The 17756-nt window shown below is 63.0% G+C and carries 17 protein-coding genes; 12 read left to right on the forward strand and 5 right to left on the reverse strand.

All coding sequences use genetic code 11. From position 1 onward, the window contains the following. Nucleotides 1–14: 14 nt before the first annotated feature. Nucleotides 15–737: a ribonuclease PH gene (rph, locus tag ACI2JX_RS21300; RefSeq protein WP_264233997.1), complete on the reverse strand. Its 723-nt coding sequence runs from the start codon at nucleotides 735–737 to the stop codon at nucleotides 15–17. 227 nt (nucleotides 738–964) lie between these two features. Between rph and ACI2JX_RS21305 the strand changes: the two genes are divergently transcribed. Together ACI2JX_RS21305 and gmk are read left to right on the forward strand one after the other, a co-directional pair. Next, the gene (locus ACI2JX_RS21305; RefSeq protein WP_186553023.1) at nucleotides 965–1828 is read left to right on the forward strand and encodes a YicC/YloC family endoribonuclease; all 864 of its coding nucleotides are present in this window, start codon (nucleotides 965–967) and stop codon (nucleotides 1826–1828) included. Nucleotides 1829–1841: 13 nt separating this feature from the next. After that, nucleotides 1842–2462, forward strand: a complete 621-nt coding sequence (gene gmk, locus ACI2JX_RS21310) for a guanylate kinase (RefSeq protein ID WP_404690931.1) — start codon at nucleotides 1842–1844, stop codon at nucleotides 2460–2462. Nucleotides 2463–2545: 83 nt separating this feature from the next. On the opposite strand, the gene ACI2JX_RS21315 is transcribed toward gmk, so the two are convergent. The 3 genes from ACI2JX_RS21315 to ACI2JX_RS21325 form a co-directional block, all read right to left on the reverse strand. After that, nucleotides 2546–4093, reverse strand: a complete 1548-nt coding sequence (locus tag ACI2JX_RS21315) for an APC family permease (RefSeq protein ID WP_186553025.1) — start codon at nucleotides 4091–4093, stop codon at nucleotides 2546–2548. Nucleotides 4094–4206: 113 nt separating this feature from the next. Next, the gene (locus ACI2JX_RS21320) at nucleotides 4207–4980 is read right to left on the reverse strand and encodes a gamma-glutamyl-gamma-aminobutyrate hydrolase family protein (protein ID WP_404690932.1); all 774 of its coding nucleotides are present in this window, start codon (nucleotides 4978–4980) and stop codon (nucleotides 4207–4209) included. 4 nt (nucleotides 4981–4984) lie between these two features. Further along, a complete protein-coding gene (locus ACI2JX_RS21325; protein WP_372353292.1) occupies nucleotides 4985–6328 on the reverse strand; it encodes a glutamine synthetase family protein in 1344 nt (447 codons plus the stop codon). Nucleotides 6329–6576: 248 nt separating this feature from the next. Here ACI2JX_RS21325 and ACI2JX_RS21330 point away from each other — a divergent pair, with 248 nt between their 5' ends. From ACI2JX_RS21330 to ACI2JX_RS21350, 5 genes are all read left to right on the forward strand, one after another. Then, complete coding sequence (locus tag ACI2JX_RS21330; RefSeq protein WP_264234004.1) at nucleotides 6577–7452, forward strand: LysR family transcriptional regulator; 876 nt, start codon at nucleotides 6577–6579, stop codon at nucleotides 7450–7452. A 222-nt stretch (nucleotides 7453–7674) separates the two neighbouring features. Beyond that, a complete protein-coding gene (gene rpoZ, locus ACI2JX_RS21335) occupies nucleotides 7675–7938 on the forward strand; it encodes a DNA-directed RNA polymerase subunit omega (RefSeq protein WP_012312123.1) in 264 nt (87 codons plus the stop codon). A 59-nt stretch (nucleotides 7939–7997) separates the two neighbouring features. Next, entirely contained in the window at nucleotides 7998–10106 is a 2109-nt protein-coding gene (gene spoT, locus ACI2JX_RS21340; protein WP_264234008.1) for a bifunctional GTP diphosphokinase/guanosine-3',5'-bis pyrophosphate 3'-pyrophosphohydrolase, read from the forward strand. 23 nt (nucleotides 10107–10129) lie between these two features. Then, on the forward strand, nucleotides 10130–10510 hold the full coding sequence (locus tag ACI2JX_RS21345; RefSeq protein WP_186553030.1) for a RidA family protein: 381 nt from the start codon (nucleotides 10130–10132) through the stop codon (nucleotides 10508–10510). 56 nt (nucleotides 10511–10566) lie between these two features. Beyond that, nucleotides 10567–11298: a hypothetical protein gene (locus tag ACI2JX_RS21350; protein WP_404690933.1), complete on the forward strand. Its 732-nt coding sequence runs from the start codon at nucleotides 10567–10569 to the stop codon at nucleotides 11296–11298. 129 nt (nucleotides 11299–11427) lie between these two features. Here the strand turns inward: ACI2JX_RS21350 and ACI2JX_RS21355 are convergent, their stop codons facing one another. Continuing rightward, the gene (locus ACI2JX_RS21355) at nucleotides 11428–12285 is read right to left on the reverse strand and encodes an NAD-dependent epimerase/dehydratase family protein (RefSeq protein WP_404690934.1); all 858 of its coding nucleotides are present in this window, start codon (nucleotides 12283–12285) and stop codon (nucleotides 11428–11430) included. Nucleotides 12286–12476: 191 nt separating this feature from the next. On the opposite strand from ACI2JX_RS21355, the gene exbB reads away from it, so the two are divergent. The 5 genes from exbB to recG all read left to right on the forward strand — a co-directional run bounded on the left by exbB (nucleotide 12477) and on the right by recG (nucleotide 17737). Further along, a complete protein-coding gene (exbB, locus tag ACI2JX_RS21360) occupies nucleotides 12477–13469 on the forward strand; it encodes a tonB-system energizer ExbB (RefSeq protein WP_368973408.1) in 993 nt (330 codons plus the stop codon). Between the two features lie 3 nt (nucleotides 13470–13472). Further along, the gene (gene exbD, locus ACI2JX_RS21365; protein ID WP_186553034.1) at nucleotides 13473–13901 is read left to right on the forward strand and encodes a TonB system transport protein ExbD; all 429 of its coding nucleotides are present in this window, start codon (nucleotides 13473–13475) and stop codon (nucleotides 13899–13901) included. Further along, a complete protein-coding gene (locus ACI2JX_RS21370; RefSeq protein WP_264234019.1) occupies nucleotides 13898–14632 on the forward strand; it encodes an energy transducer TonB in 735 nt (244 codons plus the stop codon). Before exbD ends, ACI2JX_RS21370 begins: the two co-directional genes overlap by 4 nt. Nucleotides 14633–14725: 93 nt before the next feature. Further along, on the forward strand, nucleotides 14726–15655 hold the full coding sequence (locus tag ACI2JX_RS21375; protein WP_186553036.1) for a hydrogen peroxide-inducible genes activator: 930 nt from the start codon (nucleotides 14726–14728) through the stop codon (nucleotides 15653–15655). Nucleotides 15656–15658: 3 nt separating this feature from the next. Continuing rightward, the gene (gene recG / locus ACI2JX_RS21380) at nucleotides 15659–17737 is read left to right on the forward strand and encodes an ATP-dependent DNA helicase RecG (RefSeq protein ID WP_404690935.1); all 2079 of its coding nucleotides are present in this window, start codon (nucleotides 15659–15661) and stop codon (nucleotides 17735–17737) included. The last annotated feature ends 19 nt before the right edge of the window (nucleotides 17738–17756 follow it).

Below are 17756 nucleotides of genomic sequence, written 5' to 3' on the forward strand. Positions count from 1 at the left end.
CCTTGGCATTGCGCTCAGTCGGCCAGTGCGGCGTTCTGCAGTTCGTAGATTTCGTTCATGCCCTTATGTGCCAGCGCCAGCATGGCGTTGAAGTCTTCAGGCTGGAACGGCGCACCTTCGGCGGTGCCCTGCACTTCGATGAAACCACCGGCGCTGGTCATGACCACGTTCAGGTCGGTCTCGGCAGCGGAGTCTTCCAGGTAGTCCAGGTCGAGCACTGCTTCGCCTTGGTACATGCCGACCGATACGGCAGCGATCATGTGCTTGAGCGGGTCACCGCCCTTGAGGCCGCCGCGCTTCTTGATCACGCGCAGGGCATCGACCAGGGCGACCATGGCACCGGTGATCGATGCTGTGCGGGTGCCGCCATCGGCCTGGATCACGTCGCAGTCGACGTACAGGGTGACCTCACCGAGCTTTTTCATGTCCAGCGCTGCGCGCAGGGCACGGCCGATCAGACGCTGGATTTCCAGGGTGCGACCACCCTGCTTGCCACGGCTGGCTTCACGCTGGTTACGCTCACCGGTCGAACGCGGCAGCATGCCGTATTCGGCGGTCAGCCAACCTTGGCCCTGGCCTTTGAGGAAGCGGGGAACACCATTCTCGACGCTGACCGTGCAGATGACTTTGGTGTCACCGAACTCGACCAGTACCGACCCCTCGGCGTGCTTGGTGTAGTTGCGGGTAATGCGGATCGAGCGGAGCTGATCGGCGGCGCGACCACTTGGACGTTTCATCTGGGATACCTGTACTGGGACTTGAATCTGCCGAGCATTATAGAGCCCGTAGCCCGGCAGGGACATGCCTATTGTCGCGCCCCGGGCAGCCTGTCGCCTTTTCCCACTTGCCGCGTAGGCTGTCGATAGGATGGGTGGATTGGGCGCCCGGGCCGCACTGCGCTACAATCCTGCGCCTTGCAGCCGAAAGGCTTCCCTGTTTCCCATCTTTTGCGAGGTACTCCCCCATGGTGCACAGCATGACCGCTTTTGCTCGCGTCGAGCGCGCCGGCAGCCAAGGCACTCTGGCGTGGGAGCTGCGCTCGGTCAATCATCGTTACCTGGAACCGCACCTGCGCCTGCCAGAAGCCCTGCGCGACCTCGAAGGCGCGGTGCGCGAAGGCTTGCGCCAAGGTTTGTCGCGCGGCAAGGTGGAATGCACCCTGCGCCTGAGTGAAGAGAGCACCGGCAAACCCTTGCAGGTCGATCGCGAGCGCGCCGCGCAGCTAGTTGCCGCTGCCGAAACCATCGCCAGCCTGATCAAGCAACCGGCCGCGCTCAACCCGCTGGAGGTGCTGGCCTGGCCTGGCGTGCTGGTGGGTGATGCCAGCGATCCGCAGGCACTCAATGCCGAAGCCATCGCCCTGTTCGACGAAGCCCTCAAGGAGCTCAAGGCCGGTCGCCAACGCGAAGGCCAGGAACTGGCCCGACTGATCAACGAACGCCTGGACGGCATGGCGACCGAGGTCACCACCTTGCGTGCCCAGGTGCCACAGATGCTCGCTGCGCAGCGGCAGAAAATCCTCGACCGCTTCCACGACATGCAGGCCGAGCTCGACCCGCAGCGCCTGGAGCAGGAGATGGTGTTGCTGGCGCAGAAGAGCGATGTTGCCGAAGAGCTGGATCGGCTCAATACCCACATCACCGAAGTGCGCCGGGTGCTGAAGTCCGGCGGTGCTGCGGGGCGACGCCTGGACTTCCTGATGCAGGAACTCAATCGCGAAGCCAACACCCTCGGCTCCAAGGCCTTCGACCCGCGCAGTACGCAGGCGGCGGTCAACCTGAAGGTGTTGATCGAACAGATGCGTGAACAAGTACAGAACATCGAGTAAGGCCACCCCTACCATGAATCACAGCAGCGGCACCCTTTATATCGTCTCGGCGCCCTCCGGCGCTGGCAAGACCAGCCTGGTTACAGCGTTGACCCAGGCCGACAAGAACATCCGCGTCTCGGTTTCGCACACTACTCGTGCCAAGCGTCAGGGCGAGGAGCACGGGGTGAACTACCACTTCGTGGGGCATGAAGAGTTCAAGGCGCTGATCGCCAAGGGTGACTTCCTTGAGCATGCCGAGGTGTTCGGCAACTTCTACGGAACGTCGCGCAGCGCATTGCAGCAGACCCTGGATCAAGGCATCGACCTGATCCTGGAGATCGACTGGCAAGGTGCGCAGCAGGTTCGCGAGCTGATGCCGCAGGCACTGTCGATCTTCATTCTGCCGCCAAGCCAGGAGGCGCTGCGTGAGCGCCTGACCGGGCGCGGGCAGGATAGCGAGGAGATCATCGAGGGGCGCATGAAGGAAGCGGTCAGCGAGATGGAGCACTACGGCGAATACGAGTACGTCATCATCAATGACGATTTCGCGACTGCGCTTGAAGACATCAAAGCGGTATTCCGCTCGAACCGTCTGCTGCTGGATAAACAGAAACAGCGCCATGGGGCGCTGCTCAAGCAATTGGTTGGCTAAAAAACATCGCGGGGCAAGCCCGCTCCCACGCCAGCCCCGACCTTTCGCGGGCTACGTGGGAGCGGGCTTGCCCCGCGATAGCTTTATTCCTGAATCTGCAGGGTAGCCTGCTGCTGCAAGGTAGCCCCAAGGAAGAACGCCGGCAGCCGCAGCCGCGACAGCATCATCAAGCAAATCCCCAGCAGCGAGATGATCGCCGCGATCACGAACACCAGCCCCAAGCCCCCTACATGCGAGCCGCTGCCAAAGTCTGGCGAAGCGCTGTCGATTGCCGTGCGCACGAAGATCACCGACAAAATCACACCCCCGAGCAACGGGCACACGCCGCGCATGAAGAAGTGGCGCAGGCTGTCGAACAGGCTGTGGCGGAAGTACCAGACGCAGGCAAACGCCGTCAGCGAATAGTAGAAGCAGATCATCATGCCCAAGGCAGTGATGGTGTCGGCCAGTACGTTTTCACTCAGGGTACGCATGGTCACGTAGAACAGCGCCGCAGCGATGCCGGCGCAGATCGTGGCGTACTGCGGCGTCTGCGAACGTGGGCAAACCTTGGCGAAACGCTGTGGCACAGCGCCGTAGTAACCCATCGCCAACAAGGTCCGCGCAGGCGAAACGAAGGTCGACTGCAAGGAGGCAGCGGTACTGGCCAATACCGCAATCGACATCAGGATCGCCAGCGGCCCCATCACTGGACCGGCCAGGTGGGCGAACACGTTTTCTTGAATGCGCGGGTTACCCAGGCCCAAGCCGACGTCACTGATACCGGCAAACTGCAAGGTGGCAATCGCAGTGAACAGGTACAAGGCGAGGATCAGCAGCACGGTCCAGGTTGCCGCTTTGCCCGGCACCTCATCGCTACCGACCGACTCTTCGCTGACCGTCAGGCACACGTCCCAACCCCAGAAAATGAAGATCGACAGCGACAGGCCTGCGGCAAATGCCGAGAACGATTCGACGCCAAACGGGTTGAACCAGGCGAAATCGAACTCAAGCGGCGGCGGCGCGGCGGTTTCACCGAACGCGGCAAAGCCAAAGCCGATCAACACCAGCAGTTGCAGGGCCACCAGGCCGTACTGGACGGTCATGGTCGTGCCCATGCCCCGGCAGCAGATCCACACTGCCAGGGCGATGAACACGCAACAGGTGCTGATATTGACCAATAAATTGTCAGCCAACGCCGCCAACGACTGGTCGCCGGTAATCTGGCCAAGGAACAAATAGAAGAAGTCGACGGCAACCCCGGCCAGGTTGGACAGTACGATGGTGGTAGCCACCACCAAGCCCCAGCCGCCGATCCAGCCGATCATCGGGCCAAAGGCACGTGCCGACCAGGTAAAGGATGTGCCGCTGTCCGGCTCTGCCGCGTTCAGCTCGCGGTAGCCGAGGGCGACCAGCAGCATCGGCAGGAAGCCAACGATGAATACGGCGGGAAGGTGGGCACCCACCTCGCGCACGGTAGGGCCGAGAGCTCCGGTCAGGGTATAGACCGGGGCAATGGTGGAAATGCCCAGCACCACGCTGGCCAACAGGCCCAAACGGCCCTTGGCCAAGCCTTTGCTGACGCGCGTGCCGCTGTTGCCTGCATCGGTCGCCACATCGGGTGGGCGGCCGGATTCAGTGTAATTGCTCATGAGTATTCGCCGTCGATATTGGTATTGTTTTCACAGACCGTCCGAAGAGGGTCCGCTTTCACTCATTGAAAGCTGCTGCGTGGGGGCGAGTCATCCGAGACCTTCGGGTGACGTCAGAATGCCTTCTGGCGCGAACCCTCCCGTACAGCGTGGGCGATGCAGGCCTCGCGAAACGCCTGGAATAGACGCAGCGAGACCGGGTTTTCGGCGAAACGCCATTCCGGGTGCCATTGCACGCCGAGCACAAAGCCCGGCGCGTCCAGCATGGACACCGCTTCGATCAGGCCATCCGGTGCCTTAGCCTCGACGCGCAGGCCTGGAGCCAAGCGGTCGACCCCCTGGCTGTGCAGCGAGTTGACCTCAAACTGCTCAGCCAGACCAAAGCGCTCGAACATCCCGCCCGCTTCGATGCGGACAGCATGACGAGGGCCGTATTGCACCGCCAAGGGTGCGTCCTCAGGTTCGCGGTGGTCCAGGTAGCCCGGCAGCTCCTGCACCCGCTGGTGCAAGCTGCCGCCAAGGGCGACGTTCAATTCCTGGAAACCACGGCAGATGCACAGCACCGGCACGCCAGCGGCAATCGCCGCCTGCAGCAACGGCAAGGTCAGTCGGTCACGCGCCTGGTCATGCCGGGTGCCCTCGGCGCTGGGGGCGCCATTGTAATGATGCGGCTCGACATTTGAAGGCGAACCGGTAAAAACAATGCCGTCGAGAATGGCCAGCAACGCCTGTGGGTCGCTGGCGACATCGCGGGCCGGGAGAATCAGCGGGGTCCCGGCAAAGCCGGCCGCCTCCACATACTTGTCGCCTACCGTGTGCGACGAGTTCTTCCCCACCTGCTGGCGGCAGGCGCTGACACCGATCAGAGGGACCGCATTTGCGCTCATGGGCTTACACCGTGTGCAGGTACCAGTTGTACTCGAGGTCGGAGATCGACACTTCGAACTCGGCCAGCTCGCTTTCCTTGCAGGCGACGAAGATATCGATGTAGTCCGGGCTGATGTATTGGTTGAGGATCTCGCTGTCATCCAGCGCACGCAGGGCGTCACGCAGGTTGTTCGGCAGGCTCTGCTCCAACTGCTCGTACGAGTTGCCTTCGATTGGCTCCCCCGGTTCGAGCTTGTTGACCAGGCCGTGATGGATGCCGGCAAGGATGGCCGCCATCATCAGGTAGGGGTTGGCATCGGCGCCCGCCACGCGGTGTTCGATGCGCACGGCGTCGCTGCTGCCGGTCGGCACGCGCACGGCCACGGTACGGTTGTCCAGGCCCCAGCTCGGCGCGTTGGGCACGTAGAACTGGGCGCCGAAGCGGCGGTAGGAGTTGATGTTCGGGCAGAGGAAGGCCATCGACGCTGGCATGGTTTCCAGCACCCCGGCGACCGCATGGCGCAGTTGCTCGCTTTCGAGCGGGTCGTCACTGGTGAAGATGTTCTTGCCGGTCTTCTTGTCGAGCAGCGAGATGTGTACGTGCAGGCCGTTGCCCGCCTGGCCCGGGTAGGGCTTGGCCATGAAGGTGGTGTCCATCTCATGGTCGTAGGCAACGTTCTTGATCAGGCGCTTGAGCAGGATCGCGTAGTCGCAGGCCTTCATCGCATCGGCGACGTGGTGCAGGTTGACCTCGAACTGTGCCGGGGCGCTTTCCTTGACGATGGCATCCGCCGGAATGCCCTGCTCCTTGGCGGCTTCGAGCATGTCTTGCAGGCAGTCGGCGTATTCGTCGAGGTCGTCGATCAGGTACACCTGGGTCGACTGCGGGCGCTTGCCGGAGATGGGCGAGCGCGGCGGCTGCGGGCGACCGTTGAGGTTGTCTTGATCGATCAGGTAGAACTCCAGCTCGAACGCCGCGCAGATGTCCAGGCCCAGGTCATCGAACTTGCTCACCACCTGACGCAGTACTTCACGCGGATCAGCGAAGAACGGCTCGCCCTCGAGCTCGTGCATGGTCATCAGCAACTGCGCGGTAGGGCGCTTTTGCCAGGGTTCGTCGCACAGGGTGCCAGGGATCGGGTAGCAGATCCGGTCAGCATCGCCGATGTCCAGGCCAAGGCCGGTGCTCTCCACGGTCGAGCCGTTGATGTCCAGGGCGAACAACGAGGCCGGCAGATTGATGCCTTTCTCGTAGACCTTGTGCAGGCTGGCGCGCTCGATGCGCTTGCCACGCACCACGCCATTCATGTCGGAGATCAGCAGATCAACGTATTGGGTGTCTGGATGAGCCTGGAGGAAGTCTTTCATCTCGCTGGAAGAACTGGCGCACGGGGTGACCGACGTCATGGCTGTACATCCTTTGATGTGGAGCGGCGATGTGGGGAGATACGGCTGGCGCCTCACGGGCGACGATGGTTGCTGCTGTTGTTCTTTTCACTGTCCCATCGTGGGGATTTATCGACCCGACCGAGTGCATTGATTCGGGCAGGCCGTTTCACTATAAAATGGCCCCAACGCAACAGACATTGGCATTTCGGCAAGCAGAGCGTGCACCAATGCAATATCAAATCTCCCACGCCGACCTCTCCCTGGTCCTGGCCCTGGAGCGGGGGCGGTCGCTGGCCAAGGCCGCCGAGCTACTCAAGGTCGACGTTTCGACGGTGTTCCGCTCGATTCGCCGACTGGAATCGGCGCTAGGCACTGCGCTGTTCGTCAAAAGCCGCAAGGGCTACCTGCCCACCGACACTGCCCAAGCCCTGGCCGAGCAAGCCGAGCGAGCCGAACTTGCGCTGGAGGCAGCGCGGATTGCCCTGACCAGCGGTGAGCAAGTTGTCAGCGGCACGGTGCGCCTGACCTGCACCGAGGCGGTACTGCACAGCCTGCTGCTGCCGGCGCTGGCGACCTTCATGCCCAACTACCCCGCGCTGTCGCTGGAGCTGGGCACCTCGAATACCTTCGCCAACCTCAGCCGACGCGACGCCGACATCGCCCTGCGCCTGACCAACACGCCGCCCGAGCATCTGGTTGGCCGCTGCCTGGGTTCGACCTCCTATGTCATCTGCGGCCACCCAAGCCTGCGCGAGCGCCTGTCCGAGTCGGCCAACAGCGTGCCGTGGATCGCCCCGGACGACTCGATGCAAGACCACCCCACCGTGGTCTGGCGCAACCAGCAGTACCCCAACTTGATCCCACGCTACCAGTGCAGCGGCATGTCGACCATTGCCCAGCTGGTCAGCACCGGCCTGGGCGTGGCGGCGCTGCCGGACTACATGGTGCGTGGCATGGCCGACGTCGAGGCGCTGAGTGCGCCGCTACCGGGCTGCGACACCCAGCTGTGGCTGCTGACCCGCCCAGATTGCCGCGCCCTGCGTTCGGTGCAGACACTGTTCGAGGAGCTGACACCGCATCTGCGCGGTGCGTTATTGCGTTAGGGCGTTATCGCCTGTTGTGTTCTGGCCCGTGAAGCCGTTATCGTCAGAGGCATACAAGGCGTCTGTACCGGCCCTTTCGCGGGCAAGCCCGCTCCCACAGGGTTTTGCAGCGCCAAGGAAGGACAAAACAGCCCTTCCCTATTGGCTGGTGATTTTTTAAACTACACAGTCCGCCTGCCCATTCTGGGCTGTACGCCTACCGCATTGCTACTGAGGAAGACCATGGCCCGCGTAACTGTTGAAGACTGCCTGGAACACGTGGATAACCGCTTTGAGCTGGTCATGCTCTCCACCAAGCGCGCCCGTCAGCTGGCCACCGGTGGTAAAGAGCCACGCGTTGCATGGGAAAACGACAAGCCGACCGTAGTCGCCCTGCGCGAAATCGCCGAAGGCATCGTCACCAATGAATTCATCGCAGCCGAAGAGATCGTCACCGAGGATCCGGTGTTCGCCGCGTTCGAGGACGAGTCCAACGAGGCTGTCTGATTGATGCCCGGTCGACGTCGTGCGGCAACAGGACCTCTTCCTCGGCAGGAGGTAAACCCATGCCGAGCATAGACACCCTCGCCGAACGGCTGTCGACCTACCTCGGTCCGGAGCAGGTCAACCTGGTCCGCCGAGCCTACTTCTACGCCGAACAGGCGCACGATGGGCAACGCCGCCGCAGTGGCGAACCCTACGTGACTCATCCGCTGGCAGTCGCCGGCATCCTCGCCGACATGCACATGGACCATCAAAGCCTGATGGCGGCCATGCTGCACGACGTTATCGAAGACACCGGCATCGCCAAGGAAGCCCTCAGCCAGCAGTTTGGCGAGACGGTTGCCGAACTGGTCGATGGGGTCAGCAAACTGACCCAGATGAACTTCGAGACCAAGGCCGAGGCGCAGGCGGAAAACTTCCAGAAGATGGCCATGGCCATGGCCCGCGATATCCGCGTGATCCTGGTCAAGCTGGCCGACCGCCTGCACAACATGCGCACCCTGGAAGTGCTGTCGGGCGAAAAACGCCGACGCATCGCCAAGGAAACCCTCGAGATCTACGCCCCGATCGCCAACCGCTTGGGCATGCACACCGTGCGCGTAGAGTTCGAGGACCTGGGCTTCAAGGCCATGCACCCGATGCGCTCATCGCGCATTCACCAGGCGGTCAAGCGCGCCCGTGGCAACCGCAAAGAGATCGTCGCCAAGATCGAACAATCGCTGGCCAACTGCCTGGCCACCGACGGCATCGAAGGCGAAGTCAGCGGCCGCCAGAAGCACCTCTATGGCATCTACAAGAAGATGCGCGGCAAGCGCCGCGCCTTCAACGAGATCATGGATGTCTACGCGTTTCGCATCATCGTCGACAAGGTCGACACCTGCTACCGCGTGCTCGGCGCCGTGCACAACCTGTACAAGCCGCTGCCTGGACGCTTCAAGGATTACATCGCGATCCCCAAGGCCAACGGCTACCAGTCGTTGCACACCACGCTGTTCGGCATGCATGGCGTGCCCATCGAAATCCAAATTCGCACCCGCGAAATGGAAGAAATGGCCAACAACGGCATCGCCGCGCATTGGCTGTACAAGTCCAACGACGATGAACAGCCAAAAGGCAGCCATGCCCGCGCCCGTCAGTGGGTCAAGGGCATCCTCGAGTTGCAGCAGCGCGCTGGCAACTCGCTGGAATTCATCGAAAGCGTGAAGATCGACCTGTTCCCGGACGAGGTCTACGTGTTCACGCCCAAAGGGCGGATCATGGAGCTGCCCAAAGGCTCCACTGCCGTCGACTTCGCCTACGCGGTGCATACCGACGTCGGCAATAGTTGCATCGCCTGTCGCATCAACCGCCGCCTGGCGCCGCTGTCCGAGCCACTGCAAAGCGGCTCGACCGTGGAAATCGTCAGCGCCCCGGGCGCCCGACCCAATCCGGCCTGGCTCAACTTCGTGGTGACCGGCAAGGCGCGCACGCACATCCGCCACGCGCTCAAGCAGCAACGCCGCTCCGAGTCGATCAGCCTCGGCGAACGCTTGCTGAACAAGGTGCTGACCGGTTTCGACAGCAGCCTGGACAAGATCCCCCACGAACGCATCCAGCCGATCCTTACCGAGTACCGCCTGGAAGTCGTCGAAGACCTGCTCGAAGACATCGGCCTGGGCAACCGCATGGCCTATGTGGTCGCTCGTCGCCTACTGTCTGCCGAAGGCGAGCAGTTGCCAGCGCCGGAAGGCCCGCTGGCGATCCGCGGCACCGAGGGCCTGGTGCTCAGCTACGCCAAGTGCTGCACGCCGATCCCGGGCGACCCGATCGTCGGCCACCTGTCGGCGGGCAAGGGCATGGTCGTGCACCTGGAAGACTGCCGCAACATTAGTGAAATCCGCCATAACCCGGAGAAGTGCCTGCAACTCTCCTGGGCCAAGGACGTCACTGGCGAGTTCAACGTCGAGCTGCGTGTCGAGCTTGAGCATCAGCGCGGCCTGATCGCCCTGCTGGCCAGCAGCGTCAACGCTGCCGACGGCAACATCGAGAAGATCAGCATGGACGAACGCGACGGCCGTATCAGCGTGGTCCAGCTGGTGGTCAGCGTGCACGACCGTGTGCACCTGGCTCGTGTGATCAAGAAGTTGCGCACCCTGACCGGCGTGGTCCGCATCACCCGCATGCGTGCGTAGTCCGCCAACCGCAAGGAGTCATCATGACCAAGACCGTCATCAACAGCGACAAGGCCCCAGCCGCCATCGGCACCTACTCCCAGGCGATCAAGGCCGGTAACACCGTGTACATGTCTGGCCAGATCCCCCTGGACCCGAAAACCATGGAACTGGTCGAAGGCTTCGAAGCCCAGACCGTGCAGGTGTTCGAGAACCTCAAGTCGGTGGCCGAGGCTGCTGGCGGTTCGTTCAAGGACATCGTCAAGCTGAACATCTTCCTCACCGACCTGAGCCACTTCGCCAAGGTCAACGAGATCATGGGCCGCTACTTCGAGCAGCCCTACCCAGCCCGCGCCGCCATTGGCGTGGCCGCCCTGCCAAAGGGCGCACAGGTCGAGATGGACGCGATCCTGGTCATCGAGTGATGCCCCTGGTGACGGGCGCCCTGCCCGTCACCTTCCCTGCCTCAAGGTTTTTCATCATGCGTAAAGCCCTGCCTCTCGCGCTGGCAGCCCTGCTCCTGGGCGGCTGCGCCAGCCATAAACCCGAAGATTACAACGGCACCTGGATCAACCAGGCCGCCATCGATGCCGCCGCAGAAGGTGGCAGCCTGCGCCAGGCCCTCAGAGCGCATGGCCCAGTGTTCGAATGGAAACTCGACGTTGCCTGCCAGCAGGCCAGCTTCAGCAATGGTTTCGAAGCTGGGGACGGCCAACTGAGCGCTGTAGGGGACGAGTGGGAAGCCAGGTTCGAGCGCAACTACATCGAGCGCATCAAGCTGTCCGGCAAGGCGCTACACGTCACCGACCCGAACGGCAAACAGCAGGATTTTGTAAAGCCCGAACACCCCGCACCTGCTGATGCCCCTTTAGGCGGCAGCTTCGAGAAGGCCCTCTATAAAGCGTACCTGGGTGGCGAATGGAAGATCGTCGAGGGTCAAGGCAGCGGCGGCGTGGTTCGCTTCGCCGACAACGGCAGCGTGACCGGCCTGCCAGGGCCTGATCGTTACGCGCTGTGCCTGGAAGGTGATTGCGCGACCATGGGGGGAGAAAACGACACCCTGTGGCTGGAACGCAACCAGCGTGGCGGTCCGTTCATCTTCAAACGTGAGGGTGACAAGCTGGAGATCTTCCGCGCGGTCAACAATGCATTGCCAGATGAGATACCGCAGCTGACGCCGGGCCCACGGCAGTGGGTGCTGGAACGCAGCTGATCACTACGAGCCCATCGCGGGGCAAGCCCGCTCCTACACCAGATGTGTCGCCTTCTGGATCAACGCGAACCCTGTAGGAGCGGGCTTGTCCCGCGATAGGCCGGCAAGCCCCACAGAGCAATAGGTGTATCACTCGCGCCCTTCAAGAATCGCTGCATAGCCCTCTTTATAACTCGGATACTGCGGCACCCAGCCCAACGCCCGCGCCCGTGCATTGCTGCAGCGCTTGCTGCCGGTGCGCCGCACGCGCTGCTCATCCGACCACTCGGTAACCCCCATATGACCGCGCAGCCAGGCGACCACATCGGCCAGCGCCGCCGGATCGTCATCCACACCGATGTAGCAATCGTCCAACGCAACCCCGCGCGCATCCGCCTGCAGCAGGTACGCCAGCAAGCTCGCCGCATCCTCGGCATGGATTCGATTGCCATACAGCGGCGGCTGTTCAGCGACGCGATAGCCCTGACGCACCTGGCTAAGCAGCCACTCACGACCCGGACCATAAATACCGGTCAAACGCACCAGGCTGGTCGGGATACCGCTGTGCAGCGCCAATTGCTCGGCCTCAAGCATCACCCTTCCCGAATAGCCCTCAGGCTCGGTCGCAGCGGTTTCATCGATCCACTCGCCGTTTTGCTGGGCGAATACGCTGCTGCTGGACACGAACAGCAGCCGCCGCGGACGCTGACCACGCGCTTGCAACCACTCCAGAACATTGCGCAAGCCTTCGACGTAGGCCGCCTGATAGCCAGCCTCGTCATGCTGGCTGGCAGCCACGCAGTACACCAGATAGTCGGGTGACTGCTCAGGCCAGGCAGCGGGAATGCTGCTGTCGGCCAGGTCCGCAGCAACTGGCCTCACGCCTTCAGGCAACTGCTCGACCGACCGCCGCAGGCCGCTGACCTGCCAGCCACAAGTCAGTAACTGACGGGCTAGACGACCGCCTACATCCCCGCAGCCGACGATCAAAGCAGATAAATCCGACATCTCTAAACTCCATTTCTCAAAGGGTCAGGCTAGCCGTATTACGCGATCAGCGGCTAGACAAAGGTGAAAAAAAGCAACCTTATTACTTTTGTTAACAAGAATTACTTGCAATAATGGCGCCCTATCTGTTCTCGGCCTGCCTCGAGGCCGTGGTGAACGTCAACTCATTTTCTTCATCAGGTCCGGCCAGCATGACTCGTACTCAACCTTCCGCTTCGCCAACCACGTCGCGCGCATGGCGCGCCATTGCCGCGCTGATGTTCAGCCTGGTACTGGCCCCGGTCGCCATGGCCGATGAGCCTGTCGCCCCGGCAGCCAGCACCCCGGCCGCCGCCGCTGCTCCAGCAGACGCCAGCGCACCTGCCGCAGGCGCAGCTGCCCAGGCCCCTGCCGATGGCGCCGCCACTCAAGCCAGCGTGGCTGATGGCCAGGCCCCAGCAGGCGAGAACGTCGAAGCGCTGGTCGAGGATACCTCGCTGGGTATGGCCCATGACCTGTCCCCTTGGGGCATGTACAAGAACGCCGACATCGTCGTGAAGATCGTCATGATCGGCCTGGCCATCGCCTCGATCATCACCTGGACCATCTGGATCGCCAAGGGCTTCGAGCTGATGGGCGCCAAGCGTCGTCTGCGCGGTGAAGTCGAAGTGCTGAAGAAGGTCGTCAGCCTCAAGGAAGCCAGCGAAGCCTCCAACAAGGAAGGCACCCTGGCCCATACTCTGGTTCACGACGCGCTGGAAGAAATGCGCCTGTCGGCCAACGCCCGCGAGAAAGAAGGCATCAAGGAGCGCGTCAGCTTCCGTCTTGAGCGCCTGGTTGCCGCCAGCGGCCGTAACATGAGCAGCGGCACTGGCGTGCTGGCTACCATCGGCTCCACCGCGCCGTTCGTCGGTCTGTTCGGTACCGTATGGGGCATCATGAACAGCTTCATCGGCATCGCCAAGACCCAGACCACCAACCTGGCGGTGGTTGCTCCAGGTATCGCCGAAGCCCTGCTTGCCACGGCCCTGGGCCTGGTCGCCGCAATCCCGGCGGTAGTCATCTACAACGTCTTCGCCCGCTCCATTGCCGGCTACAAGGCTCAGGTGTCCGATGCTTCGGCACAGGTTCTGCTGCTGGTCAGCCGTGACCTGGACCACCAAGGTGGCGAGCGCGCCGCCCCGCACATGGTGAAAGTGGGGTAAGCCATGGGCCTGCATCTCAACGAAGGTGGCGACGACCTCGCCGAAAACCACGAAATCAACGTCACGCCGTTCATCGACGTGATGTTGGTCCTGCTGATCATCTTCATGGTCGCCGCGCCCCTGGCCACCGTCGACATCAAGGTCGACCTGCCCGCCTCCACCGCCAAGCCGGCGCCGAGGCCGGAGAAACCGGTGTTCGTCAGCGTCAAGGCCGACCAGAAGCTCTACGTCGGCGACGATCAGGTTGCCCAACCCGACCAGCTTGGCCCGATGCTCGACGCCAAGACCAAGGGCGACAAGGAAACCACCATCTTCTTCCAAGCCGACAAAGGCGTGGATTATGGTGACCTGATGGAAGTGATGAACAACATGCGCGCGGCCGGCTACCTCAAAGTCGGTCTGGTAGGTCTCGAGACGGCAGCCAAAAAATGACCAAGACGCGGCACAATCTGGCGCGTTACAGCGGCAGCTTGGCGATCGTGCTGGGCCTCCATGCCGTCGCTGTGCTGCTGACGCTCAATTGGTCGGTGCCCCAAGCCATCGAGCTGCCTCCGGCAGCGATGATGGTCGAACTGGCACCGCTGCCTGAGCCAGCGCCGCCACCACCCCCGAAAGTCGCACCGCAACCACCGGCGCCGGTTGAAGAACCGCCGCTGCCGAAACTGGTAGAAGCGCCTAAACCGAAGATCGCCATCGCCAAGCCGCCCAAGCCCAAGGCCAAGCCACAGCCGCCCAAGCCTGAGAAAAAGCCTGAGCCGCCGAAAGATGAGCCTCCGGTTGACCAAGAGGTTGCCGATACGCCGCCGAGCAATGCGCCACCGCAGAAATCGGCAGCGCCAGCACCGAGCATCGCGTCTAACAGCAAGGCCTTGCCGACCTGGCAAAGCGACCTGCTGCGCCACTTGGCAAAATACAAGCGCTATCCGGAAGACGCTCGCCGTCGTGGTTTGCAGGGCATCAACCGCCTGCGCTTCGTAGTCGATGCCGAAGGCAAGGTCGTGTCCTACTCGCTGGCCGGTGGCTCTGGCAGCGCGGCCCTGGACCGGGCTACCCTGGAGATGATCCGTCGGGCCGGCACTGTGCCTAAGCCGCCGGCAGAATTGCTGAACAATGGCTCGATCGAAGTGGTAGCACCTTTCGTCTACTCGCTGGACAAACGCTGATACTTTGGTTCTGTCACAAAACGGCAAGTCTGATAACGTGCGTCTATCGATTGCACCCGCTATGCTGGGGCCGCAACTTCATGGACGCACGTTATGACCCTCACAGAACTCCGCTATATCGTCACCCTCGCCCAGGAGCAGCACTTCGGTCACGCCGCCGAGCGTTGCCATGTCAGCCAGCCGACCCTGTCCGTCGGTGTCAAGAAGCTTGAGGACGAGCTGGGCGTACTGATCTTCGAGCGCAGCAAGAGCGCGGTGCGCCTGACCCCGGTCGGCGAAAGCATCGTTGCCCAGGCGCAGAAGGTCCTGGAGCAAGCCCAAGGGATTCGCGAGCTGGCCCAGGCGGGTAAAAACCAGCTGACCGCTCCGCTGAAAGTCGGTGCTATCTATACTGTTGGCCCGTACTTGTTCCCGCACCTGATTCCGCAGCTGCACCGGGTCGCCCCGCAGATGCCGCTGTACATCGAAGAGAACTTCACCCACGTCCTGCGCGAGAAACTGCGCAATGGCGAACTGGACGCGGTGATCATCGCCCTGCCGTTCAATGAAGCTGACGTGCTGACCCTGCCGCTGTACGACGAGCCGTTCTGCGCACTGATGCCGGCCGACCACCCGTGGACCGCGAAAAAGACCATCGACACCGCCATGCTCAATGACAAGAGCTTGCTGCTGCTGGGCGAAGGTCACTGCTTCCGCGACCAGGTCCTGGAAGCCTGCCCGACCCTGAACAAGGGTGGTGAAGGCTCCAAGCACACCACCGTGGAGTCCAGCTCGCTGGAAACCATCCGCCACATGGTCGCCTCCGGCCTGGGCATCTCGATCCTGCCGTTGTCGGCGGTACACAGCCACCATTACGCCCCAGGCGTGATCGAAGTGCGTCCACTGACCGCTCCGGCGCCGTTCCGCACCGTGGCGATTGCCTGGCGCGCCAGCTTCCCGCGGCCGAAAGCGATCGAGATCCTGGCTGACTCGATCCGCCTGTGCTCGGTAGCCAAACCGGCCGCCGTGGAACAACCGGCCTGACCCATGAGCGAGCTGTCGAAGGTCCCGGTCACCGAACTCAAAGGCGTCGGCGAGGCGATGGCGGAGAAGCTCGCCAAGGTCGGCCTCGAGAACCTGCAGGATGTGCTGTTCCACTTGCCCCTGCGCTACCAGGACCGTACCCGCGTAGTTCCCATCGGCCAACTAAGGCCTGGCCAGGATGCAGTCATCGAAGGCGTGGTCAGCGGCACCGATGTGACCATGGGCAAGCGCCGCAGCCTGGTGGTGCGCCTGGGTGACGGCACGGGGGTGCTGAGCCTGCGCTTCTACCACTTCAGCAACGCTCAGAAAGAAGGCCTCAAGCGAGGCACCCACCTGCGCTGCTACGGCGAGGCCCGTCCGGGCGCTTCGGGCCTGGAGATCTATCACCCGGAGTATCGCGCGCTCAATGGCAGCGAGCCGGCGCCGCCGGTAGAGCAGACCTTGACGCCGATCTACCCGACCACCGAGGGCCTGACCCAGCAACGCCTGCGCCAGCTCTGCCAGCAAAGCCTGACCCTGCTCGGCCCTCGCAGCCTGCCCGACTGGCTGCCGCATGAACTGGCCAACGACTATCACCTGGCGCCGCTGGATGATGCCATTCGCTATCTGCACAATCCGCCCGCCGACGCTGACCTCGAAGAGCTCGCCTTGGGCCATCATTGGGCCCAGCACCGGCTGGCCTTCGAAGAACTGCTGACCCATCAGCTGTCTCAGCAACGCCTGCGCGAAAGCCTGCGCGCCTTGCGTGCACCGGTATTGCCCAAGGCCAGCCGCTTGCCGGCGCAATACTTGGCCAACCTCGGCTTCGCCCCCACCGGTGCCCAGCAACGGGTCGGCAACGAGATCGCCTACGACCTCAGCCAGGGTGAGCCGATGATGCGCCTGGTTCAGGGCGATGTCGGTGCCGGCAAGACGGTGGTTGCCGCCCTTGCCGCACTGCAAGCCTTGGAAGCCGGGTACCAGGTTGCCCTGATGGCACCGACCGAGATCCTCGCCGAACAGCACTTCATCACCTTCAAGCGCTGGCTGGAGCCGCTGGGCATCGAAGTTGCCTGGCTGGCTGGCAAGCTCAAGGGCAAGGCCCGCGCCAGCGCCCTGGAGCAGATCGCCGGCGGCGCACCGATGGTGGTCGGCACCCATGCGCTGTTCCAGGACGAGGTTCAGTTCAAGCACCTGGCCCTGGCGATCATCGACGAACAGCACCGCTTCGGCGTCCAGCAGCGCCTGGCCCTGCGCAAGAAAGGCGTCGCCGGCGAGCTGTGCCCGCACCAGCTGATCATGACCGCCACACCGATCCCGCGAACCCTGGCGATGAGCGCCTACGCCGACCTGGACACCTCGATCCTCGACGAGCTGCCGCCGGGTCGAACGCCGGTCAATACCGTGCTGGTCGCCGACAGCCGCCGCTTCGAAGTGGTTGAGCGGGTTCGCGCCGCCTGCGCTGAAGGCCGCCAGGCGTACTGGGTGTGCACGCTTATCGAAGAATCCGAAGAGCTCACCTGCCAAGCGGCTGAGAGCACCTACGAAGACCTCGGCAGCGCCTTGGGCGAGCTGCGCGTAGGGCTGATCCACGGCCGTATGAAGCCTGTCGAGAAAGCCGCTGTGATGGCCGAGTTCAAGGCTGGCAACTTGCAGTTGCTGGTGGCGACCACGGTGATCGAGGTGGGCGTGGATGTCCCTAACGCCAGCCTGATGATCATCGAGAACCCTGAACGGCTGGGTCTGGCCCAGTTGCACCAGCTGCGCGGGCGGGTCGGTCGAGGCAGTGCTGCCAGCCACTGTGTATTGCTCTATCACCCGCCCCTGTCGCAGATCGGCCGCGAACGTCTGGGCATCATGCGGGAAACCAACGACGGCTTCATCATTGCCGAAAAGGACCTGGAACTGCGCGGCCCCGGCGAGATGCTCGGAACCCGCCAGACCGGCCTGCTACAGTTCAAGGTCGCCGACCTGATGCGCGATGCCGACCTGCTGCCGTCGGTGCGCGACGCCGCCCAGGCGCTGCTGGCGCGCTGGCCGGATCATGTCAGCCCGCTGCTCGACCGTTGGTTGCGCCACGGCCAGCAATATGGCCAGGTGTGACGCAGCTCTCGGAATGGAT

The organism is Pseudomonas sp. NPDC088890 (genome assembly GCF_044900155.1).
Lineage (GTDB): Bacteria > Pseudomonadota > Gammaproteobacteria > Pseudomonadales > Pseudomonadaceae > Aquipseudomonas > Aquipseudomonas urmiensis.